The sequence below is a fragment of the Streptomyces sp. NPDC006385 genome (genome assembly GCF_040612485.1).
Classification (GTDB): Bacteria; Actinomycetota; Actinomycetes; order Streptomycetales; family Streptomycetaceae; genus Streptomyces.
In genome coordinates this window covers 44,455-57,984 of record NZ_JBEXQG010000044.1, presented here as the reverse complement: position 1 = coordinate 57,984, position 13,530 = coordinate 44,455, and the positions used below count along the sequence as shown (strand labels likewise).

15 protein-coding genes are annotated in these 13,530 nt (G+C 71.0%); 8 read left to right on the top strand and 7 right to left on the bottom strand.

The window, feature by feature from the left end:
• The first annotated feature begins 45 nt into the window (after window positions 1-45).
• From ABZ078_RS28555 to ABZ078_RS28530, 6 genes are all read left to right on the top strand, one after another.
• Window positions 46-465 carry a hypothetical protein gene (locus ABZ078_RS28555; protein WP_356579853.1) on the top strand — a complete coding sequence of 140 codons (420 nt, stop codon included), beginning with the start codon at window positions 46-48 and terminating at the stop codon, window positions 463-465.
• 101 nt (window positions 466-566) lie between these two features.
• A complete protein-coding gene (locus ABZ078_RS28550; RefSeq protein WP_356579851.1) occupies window positions 567-977 on the top strand; it encodes a VOC family protein in 411 nt (136 codons plus the stop codon).
• A 150-nt stretch (window positions 978-1,127) separates the two neighbouring features.
• On the top strand, window positions 1,128-1,535 hold the full coding sequence (locus ABZ078_RS28545) for a hypothetical protein (RefSeq protein WP_356579849.1): 408 nt from the start codon (window positions 1,128-1,130) through the stop codon (window positions 1,533-1,535).
• A 12-nt stretch (window positions 1,536-1,547) separates the two neighbouring features.
• The gene (locus tag ABZ078_RS28540) at window positions 1,548-2,102 is read left to right on the top strand and encodes a DCC1-like thiol-disulfide oxidoreductase family protein (protein WP_356579847.1); all 555 of its coding nucleotides are present in this window, start codon (window positions 1,548-1,550) and stop codon (window positions 2,100-2,102) included.
• Between the two features lie 200 nt (window positions 2,103-2,302).
• Complete coding sequence (locus ABZ078_RS28535; RefSeq protein WP_356579881.1) at window positions 2,303-3,319, top strand: peptidase; 1,017 nt, start codon at window positions 2,303-2,305, stop codon at window positions 3,317-3,319.
• Between the two features lie 37 nt (window positions 3,320-3,356).
• Window positions 3,357-4,118, top strand: coding sequence for a TetR family transcriptional regulator (locus tag ABZ078_RS28530; RefSeq protein ID WP_356579845.1), 762 nt, complete (start codon window positions 3,357-3,359; stop codon window positions 4,116-4,118).
• Between the two features lie 146 nt (window positions 4,119-4,264).
• Here the strand turns inward: ABZ078_RS28530 and ABZ078_RS28525 are convergent, their stop codons facing one another.
• The 3 genes from ABZ078_RS28525 to ABZ078_RS28515 form a co-directional block, all read right to left on the bottom strand.
• Complete coding sequence (locus ABZ078_RS28525) at window positions 4,265-5,821, bottom strand: ABC transporter substrate-binding protein (RefSeq protein ID WP_356579843.1); 1,557 nt, start codon at window positions 5,819-5,821, stop codon at window positions 4,265-4,267.
• Between the two features lie 229 nt (window positions 5,822-6,050).
• Window positions 6,051-7,454, bottom strand: a complete 1,404-nt coding sequence (locus ABZ078_RS28520; RefSeq protein ID WP_356579842.1) for a metallophosphoesterase — start codon at window positions 7,452-7,454, stop codon at window positions 6,051-6,053.
• Between the two features lie 57 nt (window positions 7,455-7,511).
• Entirely contained in the window at window positions 7,512-7,751 is a 240-nt protein-coding gene (locus ABZ078_RS28515) for a hypothetical protein (protein ID WP_356579840.1), read from the bottom strand.
• A 91-nt stretch (window positions 7,752-7,842) separates the two neighbouring features.
• On the opposite strand from ABZ078_RS28515, the gene ABZ078_RS28510 reads away from it, so the two are divergent.
• The gene (locus ABZ078_RS28510; RefSeq protein WP_356579838.1) at window positions 7,843-9,129 is read left to right on the top strand and encodes a D-alanyl-D-alanine carboxypeptidase; all 1,287 of its coding nucleotides are present in this window, start codon (window positions 7,843-7,845) and stop codon (window positions 9,127-9,129) included.
• Here ABZ078_RS28510 and ABZ078_RS28505 read toward each other — a convergent pair.
• From ABZ078_RS28505 to ABZ078_RS28490, 4 genes are read right to left on the bottom strand one after another with little or no spacing between them, the layout of a single operon-like run.
• Window positions 9,077-10,030, bottom strand: a complete 954-nt coding sequence (locus ABZ078_RS28505; RefSeq protein WP_356579836.1) for a YihY/virulence factor BrkB family protein — start codon at window positions 10,028-10,030, stop codon at window positions 9,077-9,079. The two genes, ABZ078_RS28510 and ABZ078_RS28505, sit on opposite strands and share 53 nt — an antisense overlap.
• Complete coding sequence (locus ABZ078_RS28500; protein ID WP_356579834.1) at window positions 10,018-10,503, bottom strand: GtrA family protein; 486 nt, start codon at window positions 10,501-10,503, stop codon at window positions 10,018-10,020. The genes ABZ078_RS28505 and ABZ078_RS28500 overlap by 13 nt, the downstream gene beginning before the upstream one ends.
• Window positions 10,500-11,489: a decaprenyl-phosphate phosphoribosyltransferase gene (locus ABZ078_RS28495; protein WP_356579832.1), complete on the bottom strand. Its 990-nt coding sequence runs from the start codon at window positions 11,487-11,489 to the stop codon at window positions 10,500-10,502. The genes ABZ078_RS28500 and ABZ078_RS28495 overlap by 4 nt, the downstream gene beginning before the upstream one ends.
• The gene (locus tag ABZ078_RS28490; protein ID WP_356579830.1) at window positions 11,482-12,018 is read right to left on the bottom strand and encodes a phosphatase PAP2 family protein; all 537 of its coding nucleotides are present in this window, start codon (window positions 12,016-12,018) and stop codon (window positions 11,482-11,484) included. Before ABZ078_RS28490 ends, ABZ078_RS28495 begins: the two co-directional genes overlap by 8 nt.
• A gap of 133 nt (window positions 12,019-12,151) precedes the next feature.
• Between ABZ078_RS28490 and ABZ078_RS28485 the strand changes: the two genes are divergently transcribed.
• Window positions 12,152-13,519, top strand: coding sequence for an FAD-binding oxidoreductase (locus ABZ078_RS28485; RefSeq protein ID WP_356579828.1), 1,368 nt, complete (start codon window positions 12,152-12,154; stop codon window positions 13,517-13,519).
• The last annotated feature ends 11 nt before the right edge of the window (window positions 13,520-13,530 follow it).

The following is a 13,530-nucleotide window of genomic DNA, read 5'->3' as shown; positions in this document are numbered from 1 at the left end:
GCAAACCAGCCCTCTCTCCTCCGACTCCTGTGACTCCCAGGCCCATTGCTCACCGGCTGGACCACCGACGCCTCCGACGGCACCCTGACCGTCGCCCCCGGCTCCACCGGCCACGGCCGTGAACTGCGCATCCGCACCCAGGGCAACGGCCGCGCCTTCCTGGTCCTCCCCGACCTGACCGGCCCCGGCAACAGCTACTGGGCCCACTGGACGATCGCCGAGGCGTCCGGCCAGGACTCCCCCACACTCGTCCGCCCCTTGGGCGGCCAGGGCATCGAGCAGCCCGACCTGACGGTCTCCACGCACCACCACGGCGGCACGTCGGACCCCTTCGTCTTCCCGGCCTTCGACAGGCTGAAGCTGGGCTGGCAGCTCTACCAGGCCGACCCGACACCGTCGTCGTACGACGTCCGGCTGGACGACATCGCGGTGAGCACCCGAAGGATGGGCGGCTGCGGAGCCTGACTCCTGGAACACCGACGACTGTACGAGCCGGCACGCACACGCTCGGGCCGCCGACACCGACAATCACGGGCTGCGGGCGATCATCCCCTTATTCTGACGCCATGTCAGATGACGAGTCGTACGAACTGCTCGGGTTCGACAACGTACTGCTGCCGGTCGGCGACCTGGGTGAGGCCGTCCGGTTCTACGAGCGCGCCGGGTTCGCGGTCGGGTTCCGGCTCGACGAGGCCGGCATCGCGCTGCTGAAGGTCGGGGGCGAGACGCCGGGCGTTCTGCTGCGGCACGAGGAGACCCTGGGGCATCGACCACCTCCGTGGCTCTCCCCCCGTGTCTGGCTGGAGGTGCCGGACGCACGGGAGGCGGCGCGGGTGTTGCACGGCGTCGGCATCGCGCCGCTCGACGAACCCTTCTCCGGGGCCACCGGCTGGACCGTCGAAATCGCCGACCCCTGGGGGAACGTCATCGGGTTCACGGACTACTCCAAGCGGCCGGAGCTCGGGCGCCGGCCGTGACAGCGCCTTGCGCGAACTCCTGACGGAGGAGGGACGCAGGCGTGACGGAGGCGTGACGGAGACCTCACCCTATCGAGTTGAACACGTTCAAAGGCGCGTCTAGAGTCTTCCTCGTCAGCGTTTTGAACGCGTTCAAGAAGGGTGGGGGCAATGGACCGCACGGTCATCGCCTACGTCATCTACCTGGTCGTCAGCATCGCCCTGACGGTCTGGGTGGCCCGCACGCTCAGCCGCAACGGCCGGATCTTCCTCGCCGACGTGCTGCGCGGGAACGAGAAGCTCGCGGACGCCGTGAACCACCTTCTGGTGGTCGGCTTCTACCTCGTCAACCTCGGCTTCGTCGCCCTGTACCTGAGCGACGACGACACCGTCCTCGACACGCGCGGCATCTTCGAGGCCCTGTCGACCAAGCTGGGCGTGGTGCTGCTCGTGCTCGGCGTGATGCACCTGGGCAACGTCTACGTGCTCAACAAGATCCGGCGGCGCGGAGTGATGGAGCGTGAGCAGGTGCCGCCGGTCGCACCGCAGGGCTGGGTCGCTCCGTCGGCCGGGGCGTGAGCGGTGGCCGACGTGACGGACGACGCCGTCGCGGGCGGCGGGCCCGGCGCCTCGAGCTCCGGGCCCGCCGCTCCGGTCCGCCGGCTGACCGTGCTCTATGACGCCGGGTGCTCCCTGTGCGCCTTCGTGCGCGACTGGCTCGTACGGCAGCCGCAGTTGGTGCCGCTGGAACTGGTGCCGGCCGCGTCCGACGAGGCGCGGCGGCGCCACCCCGATCTCGACCACGACGCCACGCTCGACGAGATCACCGTCGTCGGTGACGCCGGGCAGGTCTACCGGGGCCCCGCCGCCTGGATCGTCACCCTGTGGGCCCTGCGCGAGCACCGGCCGCTCGCCCATCGCCTCAGCACTCCGTCAGGGGCCCGGTTCGCCAAGGGAGCCGTCCTCGCCGCCGCCAAGTGGCGCGGGGCGCAGCGGGGTGGGGCACCGCAGGGCGGGGGACAGTGGGGCGGGGGACAGTGGGGCGGGGGCGTCTATCGGCGCTCGGACGGGTGGTCGTACGACCCGGGCCAGGGCTGGACATACACCCCGCGGGGGTGCGACAGCGGTGGCTGCGTCACGCGGTGAGGTCGAAGCCGAGAGCAGCAACTCGCCCTGAAACGACCCGTTTTCAGACCTCGTTTTGGCATGCGCCCTTCCAAAACGGGGCTCGGGTTGGGACGCTGCCTCACGGTTCTCCACTCCGCACTCGCACCGACTGTCTGTCAGCCGGGCGGCCCACCCGGTCGCCCGGGCCCCCCATCGCAGAAGGAGTACGCGTGAGAGGCATCCCCACCGTCACCCGCATACCCCGCCCGTTCCTCGGCGCCCTGGTCGGCGCCACCGCGCTGCTCACCGCCGGTGCCCTCGCCACACCCGCGAGCGCCGCGCCGAGTCCCGACACCACGACCGCCGTCAGCTCCGTCTCGGCCGGCGCGCAGCAGAAGGCCCGCGACTTCTGGACCGCGGACCGGATGCGCGCGGCGACCCCGCTCGACCTGGTGACCGTCAACGGCCACCACGACAACGCCCCGGCGCCCCTCAAGGGCCGGGCGACCACCGTCGCGCCCAGCGCCCCGGTCAAGGCGCTCGGCAAGGCCGTCGCCGACATCGGGCTGATGGCCTTTCCCAACAGCGGCAGCCAGTGGACCGGCGGCGGCGCGGTCGTGTCCACGGCGGGCCGGGTGTTCTTCACCTACCAGGGACGCACGGCGTCCTGCTCCGGCAACGCCGTCACCAGCGCCAACAAGAGCACCGTGATCACGGCGGGTCACTGCGTGAAGCTGGAGGGCGCCTGGCACACCAACTGGGTCTTCGTGCCCGGCTACCACGACGGACAGGCCCCCCACGGCCGCTGGACCGCGACGAAGACCCTGTCCACACCGCAGTGGACGGCGAGCGAGGACATCAACTACGACATCGGCGCGGCGGTCGTGGCGCCGCTGGACGGCAAGAAGCTGACGGACGTCGTCGGCGGTCAGGGACTGGCCTTCAACACCGGCTACAACCAGCGCATGTACGCGTTCGGCTTCCCGGCCGCCGCCCCTTACGACGGCGAGAAGTTCATCTACTGCAGCGGCACCACCAACCGCGACTTCCTGCTGTCCGACGACCACGGCATGAACTGCAACATGACCGGCGGCTCCAGCGGCGGCCCCTGGTTCACGCAGTTCAACGAGTCCACGGGCACCGGCCTGCTGTCCTCGGTGAACAGCTTCAAGTACAACTTCCTGCCGAACCGGATGTACGGCCCGTACTTCGGCGCCGACGCCCAGAACCTGTACCAGACGGCGCAGGCCTCCTGACAGTCGGCCGAAACGGCACTCGTTAGGCTCTCTTTCCGTGCCCTCGAAGAACGACAGCCCTGAACAGGGCGACGCGCCCAGCAAGTCCGAGCAGACCCGTGCGCTCATCCTGGAGACCGCCATGCGGCTGTTCCAGGAACGGGGCTACGACAAGACGACGATGCGGGCGATCGCCCAGGAGGCCGGGGTCTCCGTCGGCAACGCGTACTACTACTTCGCGGGCAAGGAACATCTGATCCAGGGCTTCTACGACCGGATCGCCGCCGAGCACCAGGCGGCGGTCCGGGAGGTCCTGGCCCGTGAGACGGACCTGGAGGCGCGGCTCGCGGGCGTCCTGAAGGTGTGGCTGGACATCGCGACGCCGTACCACGAGTTCGCCGTGCAGTTCTTCAAGAACGCCGCCGATCCCGACAGCCCGCTCAGCCCCTTCTCCCCCGAGTCGGAGCACGCGCGCGTGGAGGCCATCAGCATCCACCGGCAGGTACTGGCGGGCGCGACCAGGACCAAGGTGCCGGACGAACTCCGGGACGTGCTGCCGGAGCTGATGTGGCTCGCCCAGATGGGGCTCGTCCTGTACTGGATCTTCGACCGCACCGAGGGGCGCGAGCGCAGCTACCGGCTCGCCGAGCGCGGGGCCCGGCTGACCGCGCGGGGCGTGTCACTGGCGCGGTTCCGGGTGCTGCGGCCTCTCGTACGCGAGGTGCACGAGCTGTTCACGGACTTCCTGCCGGGGATGACGAAGGCCATGCCGGACCCGGGGAAGGGCGACAGGGCGCCCGTCGAGGACGAGCGCCCCTGAGACCTCCCACGGCGCTGACCGGTCGGCCTGGGCCGACGACGGTCAGTTGACGGCGTCCGCTTCCCCCTCGGCCGGCTCCACGTCGTACACCAGCGGCCCGGCGCCGCGTGAGGGGCCGGCGGTCACCGCGACCCTGTGCGCGGGCCTCAGATCCAGTTGAGGCGCCAGAGCCGGAAGACGCCCGTGCCGTCCGACAGGTACTGGCCGCCGCCGACGTCCTCACTGGTGACCACGTACTCCTTCGCCTGCCACAGCGGGATGACCGGGACGTCACGGGCGATCGTCTCCTGCAGCGAGCGGAAGTCCCGCGTGGCCTCGCTGCGGTCGGCGAACCGCTGGCTGGCCGTGATCAGCCGGTCGACGGCCTTGTCGCTGTAGCCGGTGTTCATGGTGCCGTTGGAGCCGACGAGCGGGCCGCCGTAGGTGTCCGGGTCGGGGAAGTCGGCGACCCAGCCGACGGCGTACGCGTCGAGCTCGCCGCTCGCCCAGCGCTTTTGGAAGTCGGTCCACTCGTAGCCCTTGACCGTCACCTTGAACAGGCCGCTCGACTCCAGTTGCCGTTTGATCTCGGCGGCTTCCGCGGCTCCGGCGCCTCGGCCGGCGGCGTAGCCGTAGGTGAAGCGGACGGGCAGGCTCACGCCGGCCTCGGTGAGCAGGGCGCGCGCCTTGGCGGGGTCGAGCTTGGGGTAGGTGTCGAAGAACGACGTGGTGTGGCCGGTGATGCCGGTCGGGATCAGCGAGAAGAGCGGGTCGACGGTCCCCTTGTACACCGTGGCCGCGAGCCGTTCGCGGTCGATCAGCCAGGCCATGGCCTGCCGGACCCGGACGTCGTGCAGCGGCGTCCCCTTGCGGGTGTTGAAGTACAGGTTGCGGATCTCTGAGCTGTCGGCCTCGGAGACGCGCTGGCCCGGGTCGGCGGTGTTCAGGCCGGCGAGGACCTCGGGCGGCAGCGTGCGGGTGGCGACGTCGATCCGCTTCGCCTTCCATGCCTTGTCGAGGGCGTCCGCGTCCGCGTAGTAGCGCAGCTCGACGGGGCGGCCGGTGTCCTTGAGGGCGCCCTTGTAGTGCGTGTTGGGGGTGAGGACGGCCTTCGTGTCCTTCGTGAACGCGGTCAGGGTGTACGGGCCGGTGCCGTCGACAGCGTCGCCGCTGCGCAGCTTGTCGGCCGGATACTTCTCGCCGTCGACGATGGCGCCGGCTCCGGTGGCCACCTTGAGCGGGAACGTGGCGTCGGGCGACGACAGATGGAAGGTGACCGTACGGCCGCTCGCGTTCACCGAGCCGAGCGTGTCCAGCACGGAGGACGGGCCGACGTCCGACTTGATCCGCTTGACGCGGTCGAAGGAGTACTTGACGTCTTCGGCGGTCATGGCGCGCCCGCTCGGGAAGGTGAGCCCCTCGCGCAGTTCGCAGCGGTAGGTGCGCAGTTCGCCGCCGACGAAGCCGCAGCTTCGCGCCGCGTCCGGCACGGGCGTGACACCGCCCGGCTCGAAGGTCAGCAACGACTGGAAGACGTTGCTGAACAGCGCCCAGGAGCCGGCGTCATAGGCGCCGGCCGGGTCGAGCGACGTGATGGCGTCCGTCGTGCCGACCGTGATGGTCCTGTCCTGGCCCTGCTGTGACGGCAACAGCTGCCAGCCGCCCACTCCCACGGCCGCCAGCACGAGCAGCGTCGCGAGAATCCGCATGCGAACCGTACGCATGGGTGTGCCCTCTCCCCGGCCCTTGACGGGCCCCCGCATAAGCAGTGAATTCGCGCCACTCCCCATAAGTGGCGCGCACACCTAATCACACGTTTTTCACCTGGGGGAAGAGGATTTTGGGGACATGGGAAAGAACTTACCTACGGGCGTTTCCGGCAGGTTTCACCGGCTGCCCACGCGGTCGTCGTGGCCGTCGGGCCTGTCCCGGCCGTCGGGCGCGTCGTGTCCGTCAGGCCTGACGGGACGCCAGCTCGATCACGGTGATGTCCGACGGCGCTCCCACGCGCGTGGGCGGGCCCCAGGCGCCCGCGCCCCGGCTGACGTACAGCTGCGTGTCGCCGTAGCGCTCCAGGCCGGCCACGGTCGGGTTCGCCAGGCCCGCGATGAGGTTGCCGGGCCAGAGCTGGCCGCCGTGGGTGTGCCCGGAGAGCTGGAGGTCGACTCCGTGCTCGACGGCGTCGTGGATCTGCACCGGCTGGTGGGCGAGGAGCACGCACGCGCGTGCCGTGTCCCGGTCGCCCAGCGCCTCGGCGAAGTCGGGGCCATGGCCCTCGCTCTCGCCCGCGACGTCGTTGACGCCGGCCAGGTCGAAGTGGGGAAGTTCGGTGCGGGCGTTCTCCAAGGGGCGCATGCCCAGGCGGCGCACCTCCTCGACCCACTGCTCGGCCCCCGAGAAGTACTCGTGGTTGCCGGTGACGAAGAACGCCCCGTGCCGGGCCCGCAGGCCGGCGAGCGGTGCGGCCGCCGGGCCGAGGTCCTTCACGCTGCCGTCCACGAGGTCGCCGACGACCGCGATGAGGTCGGGCTGGGTGCCGTTGATCGTGTCGACGACCTTCTGGGCGAAGCCGCGGCCCAGGACGGGGCCCAGGTGGATGTCGCTGACGACCGCGATCCGGTAACCGTGCGCCGCGCGTGGGAGCTTGGCCAGCGGGACGGTGACCCGCTTCACCTTCGGGCCGCTCAGAACGCCGTACGTGCCGTACCCGACGGTGCCGACGGCGGCCGCGGCGGCGGCACCGGCGACCACTCGGGAGACGAAGAGGCGACGGGTGGGGGCGGCCAGGGGGCGGGACGGGTCGGTGGAGTCCGGGGCGGCCGTGAGCGCGGAGGACGGGTCGGCCGTGATCGCCGGAAGCGTCCGGTGGTCGGCCGGCTCGGTGGTGGGCGTCGTGGCGGGTGACGTGGCTGCCGTCACTCCCGCCGGCACCGGCTCGGGTACGGCTTCCTCGGGTACCGCTTCCTCGCGTACGGCTTCCTCGGGTACGGCTTCCCCGGGTACGGCTCTCTCGCGTACGGCTTCCCCGGCGCGCGCCCGCCGCTCGACCCACCGTCGCAGCAACGGCCGTACGACTTCACCCGCCAGCACGCCCAGCAGCAGGTATATCGACAGGGCCAGCCACAGGAAGCCCGGCCAGGCCAGGACCTGTTGGAGCCAGAAGGGCGCGCCCGCGCGTTCGGCGACCAAGGCTCCGATCGTCAGCGCCCATCCGCCGGCGATCACCACCGCGCCCGCGCGGCGCACGAACCCGGGAGCGCGGGTCGTGTCGCGGAACAGGCGCCGCCACACCAGCCAGTTGCCCGCCACCAGGGCGGACAGCACGAGCAGTGCTACGAGCGCGAAGACGATGACCACGCCGACGTTCCCTTTCCGTTGCGTGCTGAGTGAACGTCCCGGGCCCTGGCCGAGTTCCTATGACGTGCGGCGCAGCGCGCGCAGTCCACGCAACCCGATGACCCCGATGACCGTCCCCAATACGAAGGAGACGACGGCGAGCAGCAGGTGCACCCAGAAGTACGCCGTCGGGTGACCGTCCTCGAACGCGAGTCCGCTGCTGTCCTTGATCAGGTTTTTGACGAAAGTGACCCAGATGACCCAGCTCCACACCCCGAAGGCGAGCAGGAACCAGGAGACGGGGCGGCTGAGCTTCATACGTTCAGTATCACCATCACGTGTCCGGTTCCTCGTGCGGGGTGGGGCCGGAAGCGGGACTTCCATGGCAGCGGCATGTACGTTCTCGGTCGTGCCCGCACCCAAGAAGACCGCCAGGCGATCCCTGCTGGTCACTTCCGCCGTCCTGTCGTCCCTCGCGCTGACCGCGCCCGTCTCCCACGCGGCGCCCACACCGTCACCGGGTACGAGCCCGTCGGCCACTCCCCCGGCGAACATGTCGACCGTGGGCGGCGAGCGGCTGGGCCGGCCCGGCACGCAGGTGAATCTCGCGAGCGGCGTCCCGGTCCTGCCCAAGGACCTCAGCGCCCGCTCCTGGGTCGTCGCCGACGCCGAGTCGGGCGACGTGCTCGCCGCGCACAACGCGCACTGGCGGCTGGCGCCCGCGAGCACCATGAAGATGCTGTTCGCCGACACGGTCCTGCCGAAGTTCCCGAAGACCATGACGCACAAGGTCGTCCCGTCCGACCTGGCGGACATCGGCTCCGGCTCCAGCATGGTCGGGATAAAGGAAGGCGAGACGTACACCGTCCACGACCTGTGGCTCGGGGTCTTCCTGCGCTCCGGCAACGACGCCGTGCACGTCCTGTCGAAGATGAACGGCGGGATCAAGAACACCGTCGAGGAGATGAACGAGCACGCCGAGGAGCTGCAGGCCCTCGACACGCACGCGGTGTCCCCCGACGGTTACGACGCCCCGGGGCAGGTCTCCTCGGCGTACGACCTCACCCTGATCGCCCGCTCCGGGCTGCAGAAGAAGGACTTCCGCGAGTACTGCTCGACCGTCAGCGCCAAGTTCCCCGGCGAGACGAAGAAGAACAAGAAGGGCAAGTCGGTCCGCGAGTCCTTCGAGATCCAGAACACCAACCGGCTGCTGGCCGGCGACAGCGACCTCCCCGTCTACCAGGGCATCGCGGGCGTCAAGAACGGCAACACCACGAACGCCGGCGCCACCTTCACGGGCGTGGCCGAGCGGAACGGCAAGGTGCTGCTCGTCACGGTCATGAACCCGGAGAAGGTCGAGCACAACGAGGTCTACAAGGAGACCGCGAAACTCCTCGACTGGGGCTTCAAGGCGGCCGGCAAGGTGCGGCCGGTGGGTGAACTCGTGCCGCCGAGGAGCGCGGCGCAGGCCAGCGCGCAGCCCGGTGCGAACGACGCCGGGGAGGCCGGCGGCGCCGGGAACGCCGACGGGTCGTCGAAGCCCGCGGTGGGTGCCTCGGCCGCGAGCGGTTCGAGCGGCATCGGGGTGGCGCTCGGGATCACCGGCGGGCTGCTGGTACTGCTCGCGGCGGGCGCGTTCCTGATCAACCGCCGGTGGCCGCTGCCCGACCTGGTGCGCCGTCGGAACCGTTCCTGACTTCGGGATCCCCGGCCTCACCCGGGTCTTGCGGGGCGTCGGCGAGTTCGACCTCCTTGCTCTGCGTCGCCGTCCAGGCGGCGCAGAACACCACCAGTTTCGAGGTGAAGTTGATCCACAGCAGCAGGGCGACCGGCACACCGAACGCGCCGTACATGCTCTTGGCCGCCACGCCCTGCATATAGCCGCTCAGCAGCAGCTTCAGCAGCTCGAATCCGATCGCGCCGGTCAGCGCGGCCACCATCAGCCTGCGGCGCGGCGGTTCGACGCCGGGCAGCAGGGTCAGCACGTACAGCAGGACCAGGAAGCCGGCGAGCACGGCGACGAGGAACGCGGCGATGCGCAGCAGGACCCCGCCCCAGCCGCCCTCGTCGATGCCGAGCTGCCGGGTGGTCCAGCCGATCGTGGCGGAGGCGACGGTCGAGGCCAGGATGGTCACGAGCAGCGCGCCGCCGAGGCCGACCAGGACGCCCGCGTCCTTGACCTTGCGCAGAACGGGGTTCTCCTCGTCGTCGGGCAGCTCCCACACCGCGCGCAGGCACTCGCGCATGGAGCCGACCCAGCTGATGCCGGTGAACAGCAGGACGGCGCCGGCGATGAGACCGACCGTGCCTGCGTTCTGGACCAGCCCGTCGATGTCGAGCTGCTCGGAGATGCCGGGGACCTGGTCGGCGAGCTTGTCCTCCAGCTTGTCCTGCTGCTCCTGGCTGAGCGTCGCGGCGGCCACCGCGGCGGACACGGTCAGCAGCGGGAAAAGCGCGACGAAGCTGGTGAACGTCATCGCGGCGGCCAGCCGTGTCCACTTCACGCGGTCCATGCGCTCGTAGGAGCGCCACGCGTGCGTGGTCGTCAGCCGTGTGAACAACGGCCCGATGCCGGGGAGCTTCTTCAGCCAGTCCATGATCCGACTCTGCCCTCCGTCCGGAAGACCAATGTCCGTGTGCCCCAAAACCGCAGCACCGTAGCCAGCGCCATGCCGATTCCCGCCCCGGAGACGGTGTCCGCGCGCTGGGAGGTGAGGCCGAGACCGTAGTGGCTCACGGTGAGGCACAGCAGCTGTACGACCGCTCCGGCGGAGTTCACCGCGAAGAAGACGGCGTAAGGGCGCAGGCCCCTGGGCCGGGTGTGCCGGTAGGTGCCGAGGGCGTTCCCGCCGTAGGCGACGGTGCAGCCGGCCACGAAGGAGAGCGTCTTGGCGGTGAGGGGGTCGAGGGCCGCGGGGCCGCGCAGGCAGGTGAAGAGGGCCAGGTCGACGGCGTAGGCGAGGAGGCCGACGGCGGCGAAGCCGAGGAGTTCGCGGCGGCTGGCCTTCGGGCCGGTGAGGAGACGCCGACGAGGGGATCCCCGTCGGTCGCCCCACGCGCGTGTGCTCACCAATTGGCCACCGCCAGCCCGTACATCGCCAGCCACACCACCCCGATGACGGCGAGTGCGCGGTCGCGCAGGACGACCTCCTCGGGTTCGCCCGCCGTGCCGCGGTCGGCGAAGACGGCGTAGCGCAGGATCGCGAGGATGAAGGCGACCACGGACAGCTGGCGCCAGGGCAGCACCCCGGTGTGCGGGCCGCCGCCCTCCTCAAGTGCCCACAGGCAGTACCCGAGGACGGCGACCCCGGCCGCCAACTGCCAGACGAAGCGCAGGTATCCCGTGGTGTACTCGGTGAGCAACGCGCGCGTGGCGCCCGCTTTCCCGGCCATCTGCACGGCTTCGGAGTAGCGCTTGGCCGACACCATGAACAGCGCCCCGAACCCGGTCGTGATCAGGAACCAGCGCGACAGCGGGATGCCGAGCGCCAGCCCGCCGACCACCGCCCGCATCAGGAACCCGGTCGTGACGACGGCGAGGTCGACGACCAGGACGTGCTTGAGGCTGACGCAGTACGCCAGTTGCATGCCGAGGTACGCCGTCAGCAGGCCCGCGACGGCGGGTGAGCTCAGCCAGGCCGCGGCGGCGGGCGCGAGGACGGCGAGGGCGCCTCCGACGGCGTACGCGACGGGCACGGGGACCTGTCCGGCGGCGACCGGCCGGCGACGCTTGGTGGGGTGCGCGCGGTCCGCCTCGGCGTCGCGGGCGTCGTTGATCAGGTAGACGGCGGCGGCGCAGGCGGTGAAGAGGGCGAAGACCAGCGCGAGTTGGGTCAGGGCGTGGATCGAGAAGAGTCGGCCGGCGGCGGCCGGGGCGGCGACGACCAGGACGTTCTTGACCCACTGCTTGGGGCGAGCGGTTCTGATGAGCCCTGTCAGAAGTGCGCGGAGGGCGCCTTTGCGGGGTGGCGGTGCGGCCCGCGAGGGCGTGCGCTGCCCGTGGAGCGCCGCTTCCCTGGTGCGCGCGGCGCCGGTGAAGGGCGCTGTCTCAGTCATGGGTGCTCCCCCTCCTCATCCAGCCCGCCCCGACGCACGCCGTGAGCGCCCCCAGGGCCGCGCCCGCCGCCACGTCCGAGGGGTAGTGCACGCCGACGACCAGGCGTGACAGGCACATCGCGGCGGCGAGCGGCGGGATCGCGTACGCGCCGAGCGCGCCGTAGGCGACGGCGGCAGCCGCGGCGGAGGTCGCGTGGGAGCTGGGAAAGGAGTGCCGGCCGGCGGTGCGCACGAGGGGCTGGACATGCGCCGGGCGCGGGCGGCGCACCATCCTCTTCACTCCCATGCTGACGAGGTGCGCGCCCGCGGTGAGCGCCGCGCCCCGCAACCAGGCGCCGCGTCTGCCACCGTCCACGGCGGCCCCGGCGAGGCCCGCCGCGAGCCACAGCGCCCCGTGCTCACCCGCCCACGAGAGGGCCCGCGCGGCGGTGGCGACGCGTGGGTCACGGCCGCGGGCATGGAGTGCCGAAAGGATGCGCCGGTCCGCGCCCCGAAGGCTTCGGTGGTCCATGTCGTCGAGGTGGTCCATGTGGACTCACTGTTCACGCCGACGGCGCCAGAATTACGGCAATATTGAGCGACATCCCATTAATCACCCATTTCGGGGAGAGTAGGTATGTTTCTGAACTAGTCGCTCATACAAGGGCACTACGGTCGCCGACATGCCTGCCGACACCGTCTCCGTCACGGCCTCCGTCACGGGATGGGGCCGTACCGCCCCCACCACCGCCCGTCTGATCCGTCCACGGACGTACGAGGAGGCCGCGGCCGCCGTCCGGGGCTGCGGGGCTCGCGGGGGCATCCCGAGGGGCCTGGGGCGGGCGTACGGGGACGCGGCGCAGAACGCCGGGGGCGCGGTGCTCGACATGACGGGCCTGGACCGCGTCCACGCGATCGACGCCGACGGCGGCACCGTGCTGTGCGACGCGGGTGTCTCCCTGCACCGGCTGATGGAGGTGCTGCTGCCGCTCGGCTGGTTCGTGCCGGTGACGCCCGGCACCCGCTACGTCACGGTCGGCGGCGCGATCGGCGCCGACATCCACGGCAAGAACCATCACGTCTCGGGCTCCTTCTCCCGGCACGTCCTGTCGCTGGAGCTGCTCACCGCCGACGGCGAGATCCGCATGGTCCGCCGCGGCACCCCCCTGTTCGACGCGACGGCCGGCGGCATGGGCCTGACCGGCGTGATCCTGACCGCGACGGTCCAGCTCCAGCCCGTGGAGACCTCGATGATGTCGGTCGACACCGAACGCGCGCGGGACCTCGACGACCTGATGGCACGGCTCGTCGCCGCCGACGACCACTACCGCTACTCGGTCGCCTGGATCGACCTGCTGGCGCGCGGCGCGGCCACGGGGCGCGCGGTGCTCACCCGCGGCGACCACGCCCCTCTGGAGGCACTGCGCGAAGGCACGCGCGCGCGTAGAGACCCGCTCGCCTTCCGCCCCTCCCGGCTGCCCGCCGCGCCCGCCTTCTTCCCGGAAGGACTGCTGAGCCGCCGTACCGTGGGCTGGTTCAACGAGCTCTGGTACCGCAGAGCGCCACGCGCGCGTACCGGCGAACTGCAGAAGCTCTCCACCTTCTTCCACCCCCTGGACGGCGTGCCCCACTGGAACCGGATCTACGGCCGGGGCGGCTTCGTGCAGTACCAGTTCGTGGTCGGGCACGGCCACGAGGACACCCTGCGCCGGATCGTGCGGCGCATCTGCGAGCACCGCTGCCCGTCGTTCCTGGCCGTCCTCAAACGCTTCGGGGACGCCGACCCCGGCTGGCTCTCCTTCCCGGTCCCCGGCTGGACGCTGGCCCTGGACATCCCGGCCGGGCTGCCCGGCCTCGCCGCCCTCCTCGACGAGCTGGACGAGCAGGTGGCCACGGCCGGCGGACGTGTCTACCTCGCCAAGGACTCCCGGCTGCGACCCGAGCTGCTCGCCGCGATGTACCCGCGCCTGGACGACTTCCGCGCGCTGCGCGCGGAGCTCGACCCGCGCGGGGTGTTCGTGTCCGACCTGGCCCGCCGCCTCGCCCTGTAGCACCCACCCCT